This is a genomic window from Pseudobacter ginsenosidimutans, assembly GCF_007970185.1.
Classification (GTDB): Bacteria; Bacteroidota; Bacteroidia; order Chitinophagales; family Chitinophagaceae; genus Pseudobacter; species Pseudobacter ginsenosidimutans.
The window spans coordinates 182,631-199,455 of sequence record NZ_CP042431.1; the positions used below are offsets into that span (position 1 = coordinate 182,631).

At 43.5% G+C, this 16,825-nt stretch carries 18 protein-coding genes; 6 read left to right on the forward strand and 12 right to left on the reverse strand.

Going from position 1 to position 16,825, the window contains the following annotated elements; all coding sequences use genetic code 11:
- Positions 1-56: 56 nt before the first annotated feature.
- Together FSB84_RS00725 and FSB84_RS00730 are read right to left on the reverse strand one after the other, a co-directional pair.
- On the reverse strand, positions 57-500 hold the full coding sequence (locus tag FSB84_RS00725) for a nucleotidyl transferase AbiEii/AbiGii toxin family protein (protein ID WP_207234322.1): 444 nt from the start codon (positions 498-500) through the stop codon (positions 57-59).
- A gap of 4 nt (positions 501-504) precedes the next feature.
- Complete coding sequence (locus tag FSB84_RS00730) at positions 505-972, reverse strand: HigA family addiction module antitoxin (RefSeq protein ID WP_130543479.1); 468 nt, start codon at positions 970-972, stop codon at positions 505-507.
- A gap of 222 nt (positions 973-1,194) precedes the next feature.
- Here FSB84_RS00730 and FSB84_RS00735 point away from each other — a divergent pair, with 222 nt between their 5' ends.
- Both FSB84_RS00735 and FSB84_RS00740 read left to right on the forward strand, forming a co-directional pair.
- Complete coding sequence (locus FSB84_RS00735; RefSeq protein ID WP_130543478.1) at positions 1,195-1,539, forward strand: hypothetical protein; 345 nt, start codon at positions 1,195-1,197, stop codon at positions 1,537-1,539.
- Positions 1,540-1,737: 198 nt separating this feature from the next.
- Positions 1,738-2,145: a hypothetical protein gene (locus FSB84_RS00740; protein WP_130543477.1), complete on the forward strand. Its 408-nt coding sequence runs from the start codon at positions 1,738-1,740 to the stop codon at positions 2,143-2,145.
- 49 nt (positions 2,146-2,194) lie between these two features.
- Here FSB84_RS00740 and FSB84_RS00745 read toward each other — a convergent pair whose 3' ends face one another.
- The 7 genes from FSB84_RS00745 to FSB84_RS00775 form a co-directional block, all read right to left on the reverse strand.
- Positions 2,195-2,542: a YciI family protein gene (locus FSB84_RS00745; RefSeq protein ID WP_127126391.1), complete on the reverse strand. Its 348-nt coding sequence runs from the start codon at positions 2,540-2,542 to the stop codon at positions 2,195-2,197.
- 57 nt (positions 2,543-2,599) lie between these two features.
- Positions 2,600-3,376 (reverse strand): alpha/beta fold hydrolase, encoded by a 777-nt coding sequence (locus tag FSB84_RS00750; RefSeq protein WP_130543476.1) that lies wholly within the window; start codon positions 3,374-3,376, stop codon positions 2,600-2,602.
- A 41-nt stretch (positions 3,377-3,417) separates the two neighbouring features.
- Positions 3,418-4,395, reverse strand: a complete 978-nt coding sequence (locus FSB84_RS00755) for an alpha/beta hydrolase (RefSeq protein ID WP_130543475.1) — start codon at positions 4,393-4,395, stop codon at positions 3,418-3,420.
- Between the two features lie 92 nt (positions 4,396-4,487).
- On the reverse strand, positions 4,488-4,805 hold the full coding sequence (locus FSB84_RS00760; protein WP_130543474.1) for a phosphoribosylpyrophosphate synthetase: 318 nt from the start codon (positions 4,803-4,805) through the stop codon (positions 4,488-4,490).
- Positions 4,806-4,841: 36 nt separating this feature from the next.
- Positions 4,842-5,048, reverse strand: a complete 207-nt coding sequence (locus FSB84_RS00765) for a hypothetical protein (RefSeq protein WP_130543473.1) — start codon at positions 5,046-5,048, stop codon at positions 4,842-4,844.
- A 216-nt stretch (positions 5,049-5,264) separates the two neighbouring features.
- Positions 5,265-6,020 carry an SDR family oxidoreductase gene (locus FSB84_RS00770; protein WP_130543472.1) on the reverse strand — a complete coding sequence of 252 codons (756 nt, stop codon included), beginning with the start codon at positions 6,018-6,020 and terminating at the stop codon, positions 5,265-5,267.
- Between the two features lie 161 nt (positions 6,021-6,181).
- On the reverse strand, positions 6,182-8,812 hold the full coding sequence (locus FSB84_RS00775; protein ID WP_130543471.1) for a sigma 54-interacting transcriptional regulator: 2,631 nt from the start codon (positions 8,810-8,812) through the stop codon (positions 6,182-6,184).
- Positions 8,813-9,188: 376 nt separating this feature from the next.
- Here FSB84_RS00775 and FSB84_RS00780 point away from each other — a divergent pair, with 376 nt between their 5' ends.
- From FSB84_RS00780 to FSB84_RS00795, 4 genes are all read left to right on the forward strand, one after another.
- Complete coding sequence (locus FSB84_RS00780) at positions 9,189-9,731, forward strand: RNA polymerase sigma factor (protein WP_130543470.1); 543 nt, start codon at positions 9,189-9,191, stop codon at positions 9,729-9,731.
- Positions 9,732-9,852: 121 nt separating this feature from the next.
- The gene (locus FSB84_RS00785) at positions 9,853-10,923 is read left to right on the forward strand and encodes a FecR family protein (protein WP_130543469.1); all 1,071 of its coding nucleotides are present in this window, start codon (positions 9,853-9,855) and stop codon (positions 10,921-10,923) included.
- A 485-nt stretch (positions 10,924-11,408) separates the two neighbouring features.
- On the forward strand, positions 11,409-12,221 hold the full coding sequence (locus FSB84_RS00790) for a FecR family protein (RefSeq protein ID WP_130543468.1): 813 nt from the start codon (positions 11,409-11,411) through the stop codon (positions 12,219-12,221).
- A gap of 70 nt (positions 12,222-12,291) precedes the next feature.
- Positions 12,292-15,384, forward strand: a complete 3,093-nt coding sequence (locus tag FSB84_RS00795; RefSeq protein ID WP_130543467.1) for a SusC/RagA family TonB-linked outer membrane protein — start codon at positions 12,292-12,294, stop codon at positions 15,382-15,384.
- A 15-nt stretch (positions 15,385-15,399) separates the two neighbouring features.
- On the opposite strand, the gene FSB84_RS00800 is transcribed toward FSB84_RS00795, so the two are convergent.
- From FSB84_RS00800 to FSB84_RS00810, 3 genes are read right to left on the reverse strand one after another with little or no spacing between them, the layout of a single operon-like run.
- Positions 15,400-16,041 (reverse strand): glycoside hydrolase family 19 protein, encoded by a 642-nt coding sequence (locus FSB84_RS00800; RefSeq protein ID WP_130543466.1) that lies wholly within the window; start codon positions 16,039-16,041, stop codon positions 15,400-15,402.
- A 10-nt stretch (positions 16,042-16,051) separates the two neighbouring features.
- Positions 16,052-16,564, reverse strand: a complete 513-nt coding sequence (locus FSB84_RS00805; protein ID WP_130543465.1) for a hypothetical protein — start codon at positions 16,562-16,564, stop codon at positions 16,052-16,054.
- Between the two features lies 1 nt (position 16,565).
- Positions 16,566-16,778, reverse strand: a complete 213-nt coding sequence (locus FSB84_RS00810) for a hypothetical protein (protein ID WP_130543464.1) — start codon at positions 16,776-16,778, stop codon at positions 16,566-16,568.
- Positions 16,779-16,825 lie beyond the last annotated feature (47 nt).

Here is a 16,825-nt window from a genome sequence, read left to right on the forward strand (position 1 = left end):
ATATGGTTCACGTTCATGGTAAACCGAAATCATCTTAATAAAGCTGTAACGATCACTCACTTCATAAAGATCCCAAAAGTCTTTTTTTCTCCCTCCTGCCCAACAATATTCAATTTCATGGCTATTACATCTTCCTCATCAGCCAATCTGATCCCTTCCCGTTCAATTATTGGACGAACAAAGGTATCAGTGTAATACAAATCAACTTTTAAGAGGTCATCTTTTGAATGCCCAATATAATATGTTATACCAAATCCAATAGAACCAACATGATGAGTAATAACTATTGCATAATGATTGCGGAACCAATGATCGATCGATTCAAAGTCAATGCTTCCATATTCGGCATCTGTGAACAATTCTATATCTACTGAACTTCTATGTCCACATTGCAGGCTAAGTGAGGTTCCTCCAACCAATCGAAATTGATCAAAAATCTTTTCCTTCATTACAGCTTCCAATACTTCTTTTAATAAAGCAGTTACTGTTTCCCAATGCATAAATCTAGTTTGGTGATTTTAGATTTTCAGCAATAACCTCCTGAACTCTCTCTTGTCCATAGAATTCTATCAGTGCTTTCTTTTCCTGTTCATTACCTCTTTGAATAACCCGTAGAATGATTGCTTTGTATTGGCGGACCCAATCTATAGAAGCGAAATCAGTATCCCAAAAAAGTATCTTCCTGAATTTAGTCAGATCAGGTTTCTTCTCTTCGCGTTTTTTTGCCTGCTTAATATCATAGAAAACCTGAAGTACCATAAAATAGCCCTCTTCCAGACCAAGCGCTTTTTCAAGCTTCAGGGCCAGTTCTGTATTCATGCCCCTACGCCCTTTGGTAATGCTGGTAATTGTTTGAGGATACTCCCGAATTGCAAGTGCCAATTGGCCTTTTCGCAAGTTCATTTCCCTGATCTTTCGGTCAAGAACAAAACCTGGATGTACACCTTTTAAAATCTCCAATTCCTGTAGCATAAAACAAAAATAAACAATTTTGTTTACATCTTTTGTTGAAATCTATTCTATTAATTTTCAATTACTTAAAACAATAACTATTAACTACGGCTACGAAATATTTCATAATTTCTGTTTTCTTCTAAATAATAGAAAAATGTAATTATCTAATAATAATCTTCATAATTGAAGCTTATGACAATGAACTGCTCCACTTTAGTCAAAAGTATTTTCTTTACGATTATGGGGAAGACTTACACACAGGCCCAGTTGGAAAAAATTGAAGGAGGAAGACGATACGTAAAGAGCAGTACGAACGAAGATAAAGAGGTTTTATATTACGCCGTAGTCAATATAGGTCCATCACTTTTCGGATCACTCATTAACAGTAATTCGGATACAGTATGGTCCAGGGTGGAAGATCCCACCTCTTTCAAATATGAAGAGATGGAAAAATATGCTGAAGTTTTCCATATTACTCTCGAAAGATTTCAGGAAATCATGAGAAACCAAAGAGAGTTCAATGCTGAGGCAAGAAAAGCTGGTCTACCGATAGGCAGAGAAAAATATAAACAAAGCCGTTCCTGAATTCAGATCCGCGAGTGTAGCTAAAGTCAATAATTGGTTCCCAAAAATCTTTTTCCTTTCCGCAACTCCTTTCGTTCAGGCATTACCGCAAGCTTTACTTCCATAGACATGTGGTGGTAACAATTGAAATCTATTCCTTACGTCCTTACTTTCCTGGTTGAAGCAAATTTTTTATTACCAATTTATCATTTTGCTTTTATGAACAGTAACCTATTGGAACTGCTCAGGATGCTGGAAACTATTGAAAAGCCGGAATTACCAGGTATTCAATACAATGCCTCCATTCCTTCAGTCGATACTCTAAAAGAAATCAAAGAGCTGGAACCCGCTCTGCAAACCAGGCTTTTTCGATTTACAGAAGATGAAGCCGTCTTCAGAAGGTTCATGATACAAAGATTGGTGGACAAATCATTCAGGGCTGCACGCTGGAACCAGGTATTTGCATTGCTTGGAATCTGCATGATCAGTATTCTCGTTTTCCTGTTCATGAGGGAAGGTCATGCGCGTGAGGGAAAGTTCATTGCAATTGGAGTGATGGGGACCATTGCTTCATTGTTCATTATTCAAAAGTTACCTGGCATCCCAAATCGAAAAGAAAAAAAATAAACAAAGCCCCACGTATCCGTGAGGCCCTGTTTCAATCAACCTTTCAGCACTAAGCGGCAGGGATCGCCATCCTGACTTCAACTATTGCACCATATTGAATGATGGGGCATTTTCTGGCAATCTCCACAGCTTCGTCGTAGTCATTAGCCCTGATCACGAACAAGCCTCCGATCGATTTATGTTTCTCAGCGTAAGGACCTTCAGCAACATCACCGGCGCCGGTGATCACTCTTCCTTCCACATCCCATCTCTTCACAGGGGCCACCAGCCTTTCAGCAGCAGCAATACCTGCGATCCATTCCTGGTAAGGTTTCAGCGCATCGCGCATCTGATCTGGAGAGGGCACTGGATTCTTTCCGGTGAGGTCTCTGTGAATAGCAATTAAGAATTCTTGCATTTGATTTGTTTTACCTGATGAATAAAAAATTTGTAACTGTATAACTCAAGCGAAAGATCATAATTTCTGAGCGGCGCCTGCAATGAAGCTGGCCACTTTGGATGGCTGCGATACCATCGGTACATGGCTTGCTTTCAATTCAAGCACGGTAGCATTGATCATTTTTGCTTCTGCGCGTGCCAGATCGAGGGGCACCATATAATCTTCAAGTCCGATCACAAACCAGGATGGTTTTGTTTTCCAGGCTGCTTTAGAGATCTTATCGGTAGTACCTTTTACCGCCCAGGGCACTTGTGTGGCATGCACTACATTTCTTTCTTCCTTATTCAGGTCCTGCGCAAAATATTGATGGATCCCTTTATTGGATAGTGTAATGAAATTGCTGGCATCCACCTGAAACTCACTGCTACCGGGAGCTGGCGGAAATGCCGATGTAACGTCTACGGCAGACTGATCATCGTTGGGCACCAGCGAGCATACATATACCAGTCCTACCACTTTGGGATCATTGCCTGCTTCCGTGATCACCATTCCGCCATAAGAATGGCCTACCAGCAAAACAGGACCATCCATGGAAGCGATCACACGTTTGGCTGCTGCCACATCATCACCGAGTGATGTCAGCGGATTTTGAACTGCCATTACATTGTATCCTTTTGCCTGCAGCAGCGGGATCACCTTTGCCCAGCTGGAACCATCGGCAAATGCGCCATGAACCAGCACAATATTTTTTACACCTTCTGTCATTTTTTGAGATTTTGCATGTTGAGGAAATGAGAACATAGTTATTACAGCCAGCAGGATCACTGCCGGGGATTTCTTAGCGTTGAACATAATAGTTGATTTAAGTGCTTATTAAATAGAAAGACATTGAATTATTCAGCGAGGGCTTTCCGGATAGTGGCAGCCGCCTGCAAGAGTGCTGTTTGAACAGCAGGAATATTGGCGATGGGGTTCAGCAGGCCATAATCGTGGATCAGTCCCATATGCCTGGTGAGTGTTACGGGAACGCCTGCTTCATCCAGTTTGCGGGCATAGGCTTCTCCTTCATCGCGCAGCACATCATTCTCGGCGGTCTGGATCAGTGCGGGTGGCAATCCTTTCAGCTGATCGATGCTTGCCTGTAACGGAGATGCATAGATGTCTTTTCGTTTTTTCAGATCCGGGAGATAATTATCCCAGAACCAGATCATCATATTCCTGGAGAGGAACCTGCCTTCTCCCAGTTCTTTGTAGGAACCCGTTTCGAAATTGGCGTCTGTAACAGGCCAGAGCATCACCTGCAGTTTGATGGACGGGCCCTGTTTATCTTTTGCCATCAGTGCTACTGCTGCCGTCATGTTGCCGCCAACGCTATTCCCCACTATTGCAAGGTTCTTACCGTTAACGCCTATTTCCTGCCCGTGTTCAGCAACCCATTTTGTGGCGGCATAGATCTGATTGATAGCTACCGGATATCTTGCTTCCGGTGATGGCGTATAATCCGGGAATACAGCTACAGCCCCGCTTGACACTACCAAATCCCTTACTATTCGCCTGTGTGTAGGATAATCTCCCAACACCCATCCGCCACCGTGTACATAAATAAACACTGGCGCACCTGCCTTTGCTCCTGCCGGTTTTGTGATATGTACTTTTACCTGCACACCGTCCTGGGTGATGATTGCTTCCGATTCTTCGATACCGGAATAGTCTACCTGTACCGAGTTTTGCGCATCCGTCAATACCTGCCTGGCATCTGCGGGGCTGAGCTGTTCAATTGGTTTACCTGTTCCCGAATTGAGCGCTTTCAGGAAGGCTCTTACGGGAAGGAATATGCGTGGATCGTTCTCTGCTTTTAATTTTTGCGACATGACCAGATTATTTGAGTAAAGGAATATTATGGCGCATAGGAATGCACCGGAAATTTTGAACTGCATAAAAAATGATTGGAACGAATGGAGAATTATGGTTTGGGCGTAACGGGCTGGTACCGTAATTTCTTTGCCATTTCAAAATCCCAGTGCTGGGAGATGGCCTGTGAGGGATCTACCACCAGTCCTTTTACTCCATGTGCCGATGAGATCGCATATACCACAGCGTTATCATCAGGTTTGCCAATCTCTTCAAAATTGTAGATGGCATCCACATGGAATTCATCCGGGTTGAGCCGCATGTCCAGGTCGCTGCAATAGAGGCAGAAAGGTTCTGCATCGAATTCCGCCTGATAGCCTTTTTCCCTGAGCTCGGAAACGGCATCAGTGAGTGATTCAAACTTTTGCATACAAAAGATTTTAAGTGTTAAAAGATGTATGTAGGATCAGAACAGGTTTTCCGGATTGCCGGGAGAAACATTTATTTCCGTATACACAGGAATATAATCTTCCATTCTGAGTCCCTGGTCAAGGAACTCGCTTCCTTCCGTACTGCTGTGTGGTGGTTGGTGTTTATGGATGTCCGGGATATCAGTGGTAACCGTACTGACTCTCAGGTTCAGTTTGAATGGATGGATGAAAGAGAAATTCATGGTTATAGATTGAATAGTGAATAATCGGGGGACGAAAAAAAATGGTATGCTGCCTGTTGATTTGCCGTGTTGTTGACCGGTTTTCGCAGGGATCATGCGCCGGCGTAGGGAGATCCAGGTGCACGAACAGGTGGAAAGTGCACTCCCGTTACAACCGCCTCGGCAAGCTGTCACCCGTCGTCTTCGTTTCAACAGCCAGCATACCAGGTGGTGTTCTTAAGCGCCAGCGGGTTGTGCGGCCAGCCATGTTTCGAAGTTCACAGAACCCAGTCTGGCAGCGCCTGCAGGCACCAGTGATGTTTCAGTGATCTGTGCACCGTAATAGCGGGCATCTGTGTTGGGCACCACTTTGCGGGGATCGTTCAGTCCTTTGAGGTAGCGGTGTACCAGCTCGGGCATGTTGAAACGTTCCGGTCCAGCAATTTCAATGATGCCATTGGCAGGAGTTTGCAGCGCGGCTTCAGCAACAAATCCCGCAACATTTTCGGCAGCAATGGGCTGGAATTTCACGTTGGAGATATGGACCAGTTCTCCGTCTGTAGCTACCTGCGCAATGCCTCCGATGAATTCGAAGAATTGCGTGCTGCGCACGATGGTATAAGGCACACCTGATTTTCTGATCAGGTCTTCCTGCACCAGTTTGGCGCGCATGTAACCACTGTCCTGCATCAGGTCAACTCCCACAATGGAGAGGGCAACATGATGTTTTACACCTGCATTGATCTCTGCAGCCAGCAGGTTACTGCCGGCAGTCTGGAAGAATTCCAAAACAGCTTTGTCTTCAAAGGAAGGGGAGTTCGCAAGATCCACTACAACATCGGTATCGGTCATGGCTTCAGCCAATCCTTCACCGGTGATGGTATTGATGCCGGTTGCCGGAGAAGCAGCGATCACCTGGTGGCCCAGCTGACGAAGTTTGGCTACTACTTTAGATCCGATGAGGCCAGAGCCTCCGATGACTACGATTTTCATAATTCGACTTTTTTTAAGATTACATTTTCATCCTAATAGAGGCCAATTAAATGCCAAACCGTTAATCATCTAATTATCAAACCTATACATCAAAACAGCCCTGCTAAAAATCACTATATTCAGTGAAAGCACGGAATCTTTCACCATATTCAGGGATATGATCAGGCGAAATAATCCGCTTTGGTAATTTTCAGTTTTTTCATTTTTGAATGGAGAGTATTGCCGGGGACTTTGAGGATCTCTGCTGCGCCGCCTGCGCCGGAGATCTTACCTGAACAGCGTTTCAACACTTCGATTATATATCCCCGTTCTATTTCCTCCAGCGGCAGGTTGGCAATCTGTGCCAACTCCGGTTTATCGGCGCCGTTATGTTTGGGAATGAAAACATCGCGGAGTTGTCCATCTGTTGTGAGCAGTACGCTGCGCTCTATCAGGTGCTCCAGTTCACGCACATTGCCGGGCCAGGTGTAAGCGCGTAATTGTTGCAATACTTTGGGCGCTACTTTCCTGATCCTTCTGCCGGTGTTCTTGCTGAATTTTTCTATGAAGAAATGAGTGAGTGGTTCGATGTCTTCCATTCTGTCTCGCAGTGGTGGCAGTACGATGGGGAATACATTTAGACGGAAATAAAGATCAGCGCGGAATCGTCCGGCTTTCACTTCTTCTTCCAGGTTGCGGTTGGTGGCCGCGATCAGTCTCACATCGATCTTGATCGTTTGCTTCCCTCCCAGCCTTTCCAGCTCACGTTCCTGGATCACGCGCAAGAGTTTAGCCTGCGCTTCCAGTGGCAGCTCTCCTATTTCATCCAGGAATAATGTACTGTGATTGGCGAGCTCGAATTTGCCGATGCGCCTGTCGATAGCGCCGGTGAAGGCGCCGCGCTCATGGCCGAAGAGCTCGCTCTCGATGAGGTTGGCGGGAAGGGCAGCGCAGTTGACCTTGATCATCAGTTTCTCTTTTCGCGGCGAAGCATTGTGCAGGGCTCTTGCAATCAGTTCCTTGCCGGTACCCGTTTCGCCGAGCACCAATACTGTAGTGCCCGAGTCCGCCACCAGCGACATCAATCTGTACACATCCTGCATGGCAGCTGCATTGCCGATGATCTCGGAGAAGTTGTAGATATTCCTGATCTGTTCTTTGAGGTAGAGGTTTTCCTGTTCCAGTTGTTTTTTATAGGCCAGGAGTTTTTCATTGGCGAGAATATTGGCAATGGCGACGGAGATCTGCGCGCAGATGCCTTTGAGTACGAGTTGGCTGAGCCAGTCGGCCAGCAGCCAGATAGTGCCGATGATCTTATCGCCCGCAACCAGGGGAAGACTGTGCATATTCCTCAGTCCCGTGGTCTGCCATAGTTTCGCATAGGTATTGCCGCTATTGATCTCCTCCTCCACGTTGAACATTACCCCTTCTGTGCTGGCGAGTACTTTCGCAGTATATGGTTCATCGGATGTGATGAGGTGATTGGAGAGCTCATCGAAGAGGATACCTGCATTCTCAAACAATGTTCTATCGAACATGAATGGACGAAGATGGATGCCATCTTCATCAAACACCCTGATCATGGCCAGTTTGGTGTGCATGATCTTATCGAACACGCGGAATATGGCAGTTTCCAGTTCCGGTTTTGTTTTCACCAACGCAATATCCTTACTGAAATCCAGCAGGAATGCCTGCTCCTGTTGTGTATTCACGATCTGTTCATTGGCCATGATATTGGCCATGGCAATGGAGATCTGTGAGCAGATGCCTTGCAGTAATTGAATATTGATCTCATCAATGCCGAGCCATAAAATACCCAGATTGGTTTCGCCTTGGTGTAAACGGATACCAACAATTGTTTTATGTCCGATCTTTTTCCAGAAATGTAAATAGCTGGAGCTGATGCCGCGCTGGATCTCCCGCTCAACACTGAACAATAAAGGGATATAGCTATCCAGCACGCGGTTCTGCAATCCATCGTTGATGGGAAAACTGGTGGAGATCATTTCTTCCAGATCCGCATTGCCTGATTGCGCGAGTTGCTGATCGTAGATATAAGCGCTAAGTGTTTCACCATCTTCATTGATCTTTCTGATCACATAGCCGCGTTGTGCGTTGAGCTTGTAGAGGGCGGTGTGTACGGCGTTTGCGAGTTGCTCCCGGGTTCTGACCATGGCGATCTCGCTGCAGAAATCGAGGAGGAATGATTTTTCTTTTTCCTTATCCAGGATCTCTTCGTTCCTGATGATATTGGCGATGGCGGAGGAGAGCTGTGGCGTGATGCCTTTGATGATGCTGCGGAATTCATCCGTGAAACTGTTATCGCGGTCTGAGTAGATATGGATAAAGCCCATCGGTTTTTCTTTGTTCATGATTTTTGTCATGAGGATCTCTTTAACGCCGGCGCTGTGGTTCACGCGGAGGAAGGCGGGGCTTTGCGGTAGGTCCATCACCTCTTCAAGCAAAAAGGATATTGGGCCGTCTGCTTCCAGTACGGATTGGATCCAGGGATCGTTGAGCGAAAAATGAAAATCCACCATTTCCTGGTAACGGGCATGTGTTCTGATGGGAGATGATGTATTGTCCAGGAGGAAGGGTGTGTACGTTTCATCCTTTGCCTCGATGAGTGTGACGATGGTATGCGTGAAATAGAACAGACTTTTGATCCGTTTGGAGAAAAGGATGAGGAGATCGTTTTTGTCCCGCACGCGTGTGATGTCATTGCCGAGGTCCAATAAAACCTGCCGCTCCTGTTCGAGTGTGAGAACAGAAGGTATGGGCAATTCCGGGGAGAGGGATTTTGCCTTTTTCATGAGTAATAAAAGTTGGGGGACTTTTGAGGAGACAAAGGTAGGGAAAATAAAGGTTAGACGGTGAAAGGTAACCCAATACTGAAAAAAATCGGTGTGTGATCGGGTGAATTCACCCTTTTTTCATGATCAGCGTAACCACCTGCAGTTATGCATTTATGCTCAATGAATTGCGGTTTTTGTCTTTTCGTTTGTCCTTTATCGTTATCATCATTTTTTTACAAATTTTCCCGATTGCGTAAGTACCGTTACAGCATATGACCCGTTATAATGATACGGGCAACCATTAAGCATCCTTTATTGAACCTTTTCTGCTTAGTACAGATGCCGGTAAACTACCGGTGTGTGTACTTTAAGACATTAAACAACTAATCATGCTATGATCACAGTTTCCCAACCTAACGGAGATGAACCCATCTCCTCGTGTGCCCCGAAGCTCTTGTTTGAAAAGCTCTGGGTATTCCTGGTAGATTATGCGATTAAGTATACAAAGGATGAAGAGGATGCAAGAGATATTGTTTCAACAGTGTTTGTAAAGCTATTGAACACAAAGCGAACATTTCCAACCTTCGAGGATGGAAAAGCATACCTGTACGTTTCAGTAAGGAATGCTTGTTATGATTACCTGGTCAAAGCTAAAAAGGATAAAAAGCACAGTACACAATTTTCTTATCTCGCATACACAGCAGCCGATGATGAGTTGCTCGCCCTTCACAAAACTTCCATCTCCGATCAACACCTGCAGAAAGTACTCTCCACTTTATCAGAAAAGGATAAATTCTTCCTGGACTGTTGTTTAGACAATACTTTGTCGATGGCTGAAGTGGCCATTAAGACCGGCCATACCCTCAAGGGCGCGTACAATAAGAAATCCCTCCTGCTTCAAGACCTCAGGAATAAGCTTACAAAATACAGGCTCTAAGTCACACACTGATCCTGACAATTAACCACTTAGTTGTTCCGGAAAAATAATCTCATCAAATGCCTATAAAAACTGGCATTCCGGAGTTGTATACAACAGGAATACATAAAAATTGGGCTATATGCAAAACGAATTACTCGGGGAGATCCGGTTAAAGATCAGCGCCGGTACAGCCTCTGCAGCCGAGCTGCAGCTTTGGGAAGAATGGATCAGCCAGCCGCATATCCAGTCGCAGCAATTCGTGAGCGAAGAAGAAATTGAGCAAAGGCTCAGGATCGATATGGCAAAACCGGACTGGGAAAGTTTCCTGGAACAACAGAAGCATAACCTTATCCATTATGAAGAAACAGGGATGGCCCAACCAAACAACTCCGATGCTTTGTTGAGACGGACGCTTCCCGGCCGGCCAGCCAGAAATCTGACAGTTAAGTTGATAGCAGCCATTATCATCGGCATTATATTGTCAACGGCCGCCTACCTGAGCATCAGAAAAAAGGAGAAGGAAACCCATCTCCTGGCAGTTGTGGAATATAAGACCATCTATAGCCCAGTAGGCAAGACAACTGAATATACCCTTCCGGACGGATCGAAGGTTTGGTTGAACACGAATACCACCCTGCGCTATCCCGAAAAATTCACTGATTGTAACCGGAAGGTTGAATTGAATGGCGAGGCTTATTTCGATGTGGTAAAGGATGAAGAGCGGCCTTTTATTGTTTTGACAGACAGCAGCGAAACCCGTGTATTGGGCACCAGGTTCAATGTGGATGCTTATAAAGGATCCGGGATACTGAAAGTAGCATTGCTGGAAGGCGCTGTGCTGGTTGGAAAGCGAGATGAATCAGTTCCCAACAAACTAGAACCCGGAGAACAAATGGTATTCAACAACGGTAGTTTCAGCGTTGAAAAAATGAGTAAGCCGGAAGAGACGACCGCCTGGCAAAGAGATTCATTTGCATTCGACCAGGCAAGACTGGCTGATATCATGCATAAGCTGGCGCAGTATTACAATTTCAATGTACAAATTGATAAGGAGATAGAGAACGACAGGTATACTGTAGGTGTAACCGAAAGATCCGTACCTGTTAATCTTATCCTCAGAGGCCTTGCAAGAACAAAAGGATTCAGGATCTATCCAGAGAAGAATTCAATCTCCCCCGGAGAAACCATTATGATATTGAAGAATGAGTAAAGCTTACTACTCATCAGGCGCTTCACAGATCGAAATTATTGGAAGCCGTTACCATTAGACCTCCTATTTAAGTTTTTGGATGCCGGACCACCGCTTGGGTGGCCGGCATATTAGTTTTGTTTAAAAAAATTTCTAAACTCGGTAAAACGTTAAACAAATCTGCGTTACTTTTCTCTGATTTGTCCGTTTTATATTCGAATCAATCTAGTTAAATCTTACAAACATTTGTTATTTCAGCAAATCTGAAATACTCCTCCCATTAGACAAGGTACTTTTTCATTTGACTGCCGTTAATATTACGGGCAGATATTGCAATTTCATTGAATAATCAAGTCCTCTAATTACATCATTCTACTTTATTTCCTAAAAACTTTTATTAACTAAAAGGATCGAAAAAATCTTTGCCCTGGCCTGTGACTCCAGACCAGGAACAGGGATCTGCTATGCAATTCAATCAAAGTAAGAAACGCGTAAAAATTACTTAAATGAGTGCGAAAAAACCAGACGCTTCAAGACCTTCAATTGTGATCAATTTAAAACCTCGTCATGCTAAAAAGATCCTGGTACTTATCTGTACATTCTTATTCATTACTTTCCCGGGAAATCTATCTCATCAAAAATCTAAACTTACACCAGCCCCTGGCCACTGCGTAACCGCTACATTCGAAGCAGGTGAGCCAACCGAAAGAAAATTATCAGACGGTTCAGTAGTATATCTGTATGCTAATTCAGAATTAACAGAAATCCCTACAGGAACGGAAGACAGCATTCATGTTAAGCTAAAAGGTGAAGCATATTTTAAAGTTATTAAGAAAGCGATTGATCAAAAGTTTATAGTAGAATCGGAAGACCAAATATTAAATGTAGTTGGAACTCATTTTAAGGTTAATGCTAATAAAAAATTTACTAGTACCACTACTATTGAAGGAAAAGTAGAACTTATAGTTGGACAATCTAAGACAATACTAGAAGCAGGTCAAAAAAGTAATTATACTAAATCAGATGGACTTACAGTTAAACGATTTGCATCAGAAGATGAATCTAAAAAATGGCTAACTGATGATTATAGATTTATAAATTTATCTCTAGCTGAAATAATTAAAAGATTGAATGCCTGGCATGATGTAAATATAATTATTAAAGGACCTATCGATAATACAGCTTTCACATTAAACTGGACTAATAAGACTACTCTTAACTCTCTACTTGATATATTAGAAATTACCAGGCATTTATCTTATTCCCCACATTTTAAAAAGTACAATCATGGGGATACCATTCAATTAAAGGCCCAATAAATCAGTGTTATGGTGGAATCATAACAAGCTCCTGAAAAAGTTGGTTTTTTTAAGCTGGCTGATATTGGTTATGATCATTGGAATAAATGGAAAAGGATATGCTCAACAAAATTTCGTTGATACTGCTGTGGCTATTGTGATTGTAAAAAGCAATCCAACTGTCAGAGGATTGCTAAGGACGATTGAAAAGCAAGTAGGGGTTATCTTCTCATACTCCAACTCAGATATCGATATATTTAAGAGATGCGAGTTGCCCGCTTCTGTAGTTTCACTTGGAACAATTCTCAGGAAGATCACCACCATTTTCAATTCCTCCTATATTATCATAGGAAGAGATATTGTATTTACCAAGGCTGAGCAACCAGTTCATAAAGACCTGTATTTTGTTAAAGCAGAGGAGATGGAAAAGCGCTCGCTGGAGACCGCCCTCCAGGATGTAGTAGTAATCGGCTTTTCACCTGAAAGCAGGTCAGGTAAAACCAGCAGTGTTAGCTATGTTTACGGAAAAGATCTTTACGCACGTTATAACCCGGATCTTGCAGCAGGCTTGCAAGGTAAAATTCCTGGTTTACTGATCACAGAAACCAATGGAGCACCAGGAGTCAATTCCAGGATTCAAATACGGGGACAACAATCTATTGGATTATTGCCCGGCGCGGAAAACCTGCCGGTCAATAATCCACTTATTCTTATCAATGGCATCAACGCCCTGCCCAATAAGCTTGTATTGAATAAACTGAGTTCGATGGCTGGAAATCCAACCAATAACGGAAGTGGTGGCGGGATTAGCCTACTGGATCTGATAAACCCCGAGGACATTGAAGACATAACCATTCTAAAGGATGCGGACGCTACTGCTCTTTATGGAAGCAGGGGAGCTCATGGAGTAATTCAAATTCAAACCAGGAAGGAAACTCAAAACGGACCAGCGAAATTCTCTGCACAAATGGCAACAGGTATCGCCAGAGCCGCCTTCCGGCCAAAGATGATGAATACCGAACAATATGCTGCCATGAAAAAGGAAGCGCTGGCCAATGCAGGATTTGACAATAACCCTGTTACTGCGCCAGAGCTCTATCGCTGGCCATTGACCAGGTACACAGATTGGACTAAATACCTTATTGGCAACACCGCCCAGTTCACTCTACTTCATACTACTGTCAGAGGTAATATCGGACCATCTTTAAAATTTTATGCAGGATTAGGACTGAGGCAAGAAGATCTTATTCTACCCACCGATGACCAAAGCCAACAATATGGTTTACATATAAACCTCAACTACTCCAAAGGAAAAAAGCTTAATACCTCCTTTGATCTAACGTTGAGCAACTCCAGCAACACTCAACCATCTTTTGATCCAATGCCGCTATTGCGCCTGGCGCCCAACGCCCCCGCTCTATTAAATGAAAAAGAAAGGCCGGTCTTTGAAGAAAACGGCCTTAGTTTTACAAATATTCGTTCAGTATTGAGAAACACGTATTTTGCAAATACAGACCTGTTAATGAGTAGCATCAAACTGGATTATGCTGTAACCCAAAAGATAATCTTCAAGTTACAATTGGGAGTAAGCAGGATCAAGACATATGAAACATCACTAATCCCTGTGAAGGATTTTGATATTTTGTATCGAAGAGCAGGGTTATATGTGGATGCTACAACTTATTGGAAGAGTTTTACCGTGGAACCCCATTTGCAATATAGGGATTCATCTTACAATGGTAATTCCATTTCCTTAACTATCGGTACAAACTACCTGATCCAAAAAGAAAGTTCAACAATTACATACTACAATCATAATTCGGGAACAGGGCTTTATGGATTTCTTTCAGATAACGATATCCAAATACAAAATAATCACCAGGAATATAGATACCTGGGTATGTTTGGCGGCATGAGTTATGACATACGAAACAGGTTTAGCTTCAATTTTACCATCCGGAATGATGGCAGCAGCAATATAAGTTCTGCAGAACGGTTTACCATGTTTGGTGCATTTGGTGCAGGATGGAACTTCCTGTCCGGGAAGATTGCTGAAAAAATTGGATGGCTGAAATCCGGAAAATTGCGTGGCAGTATCGGGATAGTTGGCAATGATCAATATGGGGATTACAAGTCCGGGAATGAATTAACTATGCAGTCGCTTAACTCATTGCCACTACAGAATTTTGAACCCAGACCTTTCCGCTCCTCAACTTTGGATTGGGAAAAAACAACCAAGAAAGACCTGACTCTTGAGCTTGGTTTCGGAGAAAGACTATCCACTTCAATTGCCTGGTACCATAATATTACCAGCAAACAATTTATCTCAGTACCTTTATCAGGACAGCGTTCCGCATCTTTCGGTTATCCATCCAATCATCAGGCATCTGTGCTTAATACCGGTTTTGAGTTTTGGTTAGAAAGCAAACCAGTGTCCGGCAAAAAGTTTAGATGGCAAACATCTGTTGCCCTTACGCTGCCCAAAAACAAACTTCTTTCATTCAAAGACCTGGAATCTTCCATCTACAAGAATTTCCTGACACCAGGCCAATCATTAACTGCTTTTCCAGCATTGGTATTTACAGGTGTAGATCCTGCAACAGGCGAAGCAATGTTCCAGGACATCAATAAGGATGGCAAGATCAGCTTCCCGGAAGATCAAATCATAATCGGAGATCGCGCCCCCACCCTATATGGAAGCTTACATAATCAAGTATCATTTAAACAATGGGAATTAACTGTTTTTATTGAAGGAAGACAACAAAAGAATCTCGATCCGATTTATTTTGATTATCAATATTCTCCCGGTTCATTCAGAAAAGACATGCTTAGCAACCAATCCCAGTCATTCCTGCAGCGCTGGCGAGTTCCCGGCGATCAGGCTTCTCTTCCGAGGTTGGTGGCAAAGCAAGACGGGAACGCTTCCAGCGCGATCAATAACTTTATCAATTCCAGCAGAATGCTCACTGATGCCTCCTATCTGCGGCTCAGGACATTGATGATCAGCTGGAGTCAATCAAACAATTGGCGAAACGATCAGGTGCCGGGAAAGGTAAAAGTATTTATCGCCATGCAAAACCTGTTTACCCTGACAAGATATAAAGGTGGTGATCCTACTATTCAAAATCCAATGGAGATCCCTTCCGTGCGTTCTTTTATGTTGGGATTTGCGGTAAAGCTTTAGGGGTTCTGCGCTCTATTATTTGAGTATTTGTTTGCATAGGCGGTAATACTTGTTGCGCTCGCTTTCTCCTGTATATCCGCCATTGATCCTCTTAATGATTGTTCTCATTTCATCTTCCTCAGCTTCATCATTCAGATCCATATAAACGGAAAAGACCCAGCAGGCGGAGTGCATTCCAAACTCATGATCTGTACGAAGTATCCGGGCCCATTCTTGCGCTGCTTTGAAGATCTGGAACTCCAGGCCCATCCAAAATGCGAACCTTGTGAAATTCTCCCGGCCAGTGATCTGAATAGGGCCAGCTCCCCGGAAATCCCAACCATCCATCGGGTGAAAATTTCCCAGCCTCCCGTTGTACACTTTGCAAGCCAGCTTTTCCGGTTTTCTTGCGTATTGCTCTGCATCTGCCAATGTCTTAAATCTCGAAGGCCATACTTCCATGACCCGGGCTGCTGAATAGTTCAGGTTTTCCTCATATCTGGTGAACTCTGCCGATTCATGAATAACGTTAGCCAGGAATTCATGCAGGATATCAGTATTCATTCCGTATAAAGGACAAACCTTGTTGATTGCATCCGTAACCTTTATGGCAGTTTCTTCCGGAATCTGGCTGCAAATATTTTGTAGTTGTTCAACTGTTATTAGTGGAGTAGTCATAATTAGAAGTTTATCTTTTGAAAAAAACATTTGCTATCCGTCCTCTTTTCCAAAGAGCCAATACTCCCAACGCAATCGCAGCCAGGCTAACGATGTACCATTGTAATCCTTTTCTTTGCTTGAATACTGCGTGAGAGGAAACGGACTCAGCATCAGCACTCGCACGAATATTGCTACTATTTACTGCCAGTGAAGCTGACTCTTGAATAGTTGTCTGAACATTTGCTTCATTCATCATTTTACTTTTATCCGTACCAGCTTCAACGATCCGTCTTTTGACGAAGACTGCTTCACCGGCATCGATCTCCTCCTCTATGATCCGATGAAAACTAAAGTCGTTAAAAGTGAAAGCAGAGAAATCAATTTTCTTCACAGCCACACTATCGAGAAGGGATATTCCTGTACTATCATTTTGCTGATAATCCAGTTGAGAATTTTGAGTTTCACTACTCTGGCTCATTTTCTGAGATGAGCAGCAGGAAAGGAAAAAGGCACCGATAATTATTAGAAGGTATTTTTTCATGTCAGGATGATTTTGTTTTTGTAGTTGTATATAACCAACCGAAAATGCCGGCTACTATGGCTCCCTGCAACTGGCCGATATAATAGGTTGCGATCTCTTTATTATGTACCGGCAATTCTTTAAAGAAGAGCAGGAAGCCGATGGCGTTCAGGCTAATGATACAGATCATTGCTACCGTGATCTGAACCGAAACCTTGTTTATTTTCTCCCACATGGTTTTGTATTTGTTGATGAAAAGCTACTAACCAGAGCACTTAACCT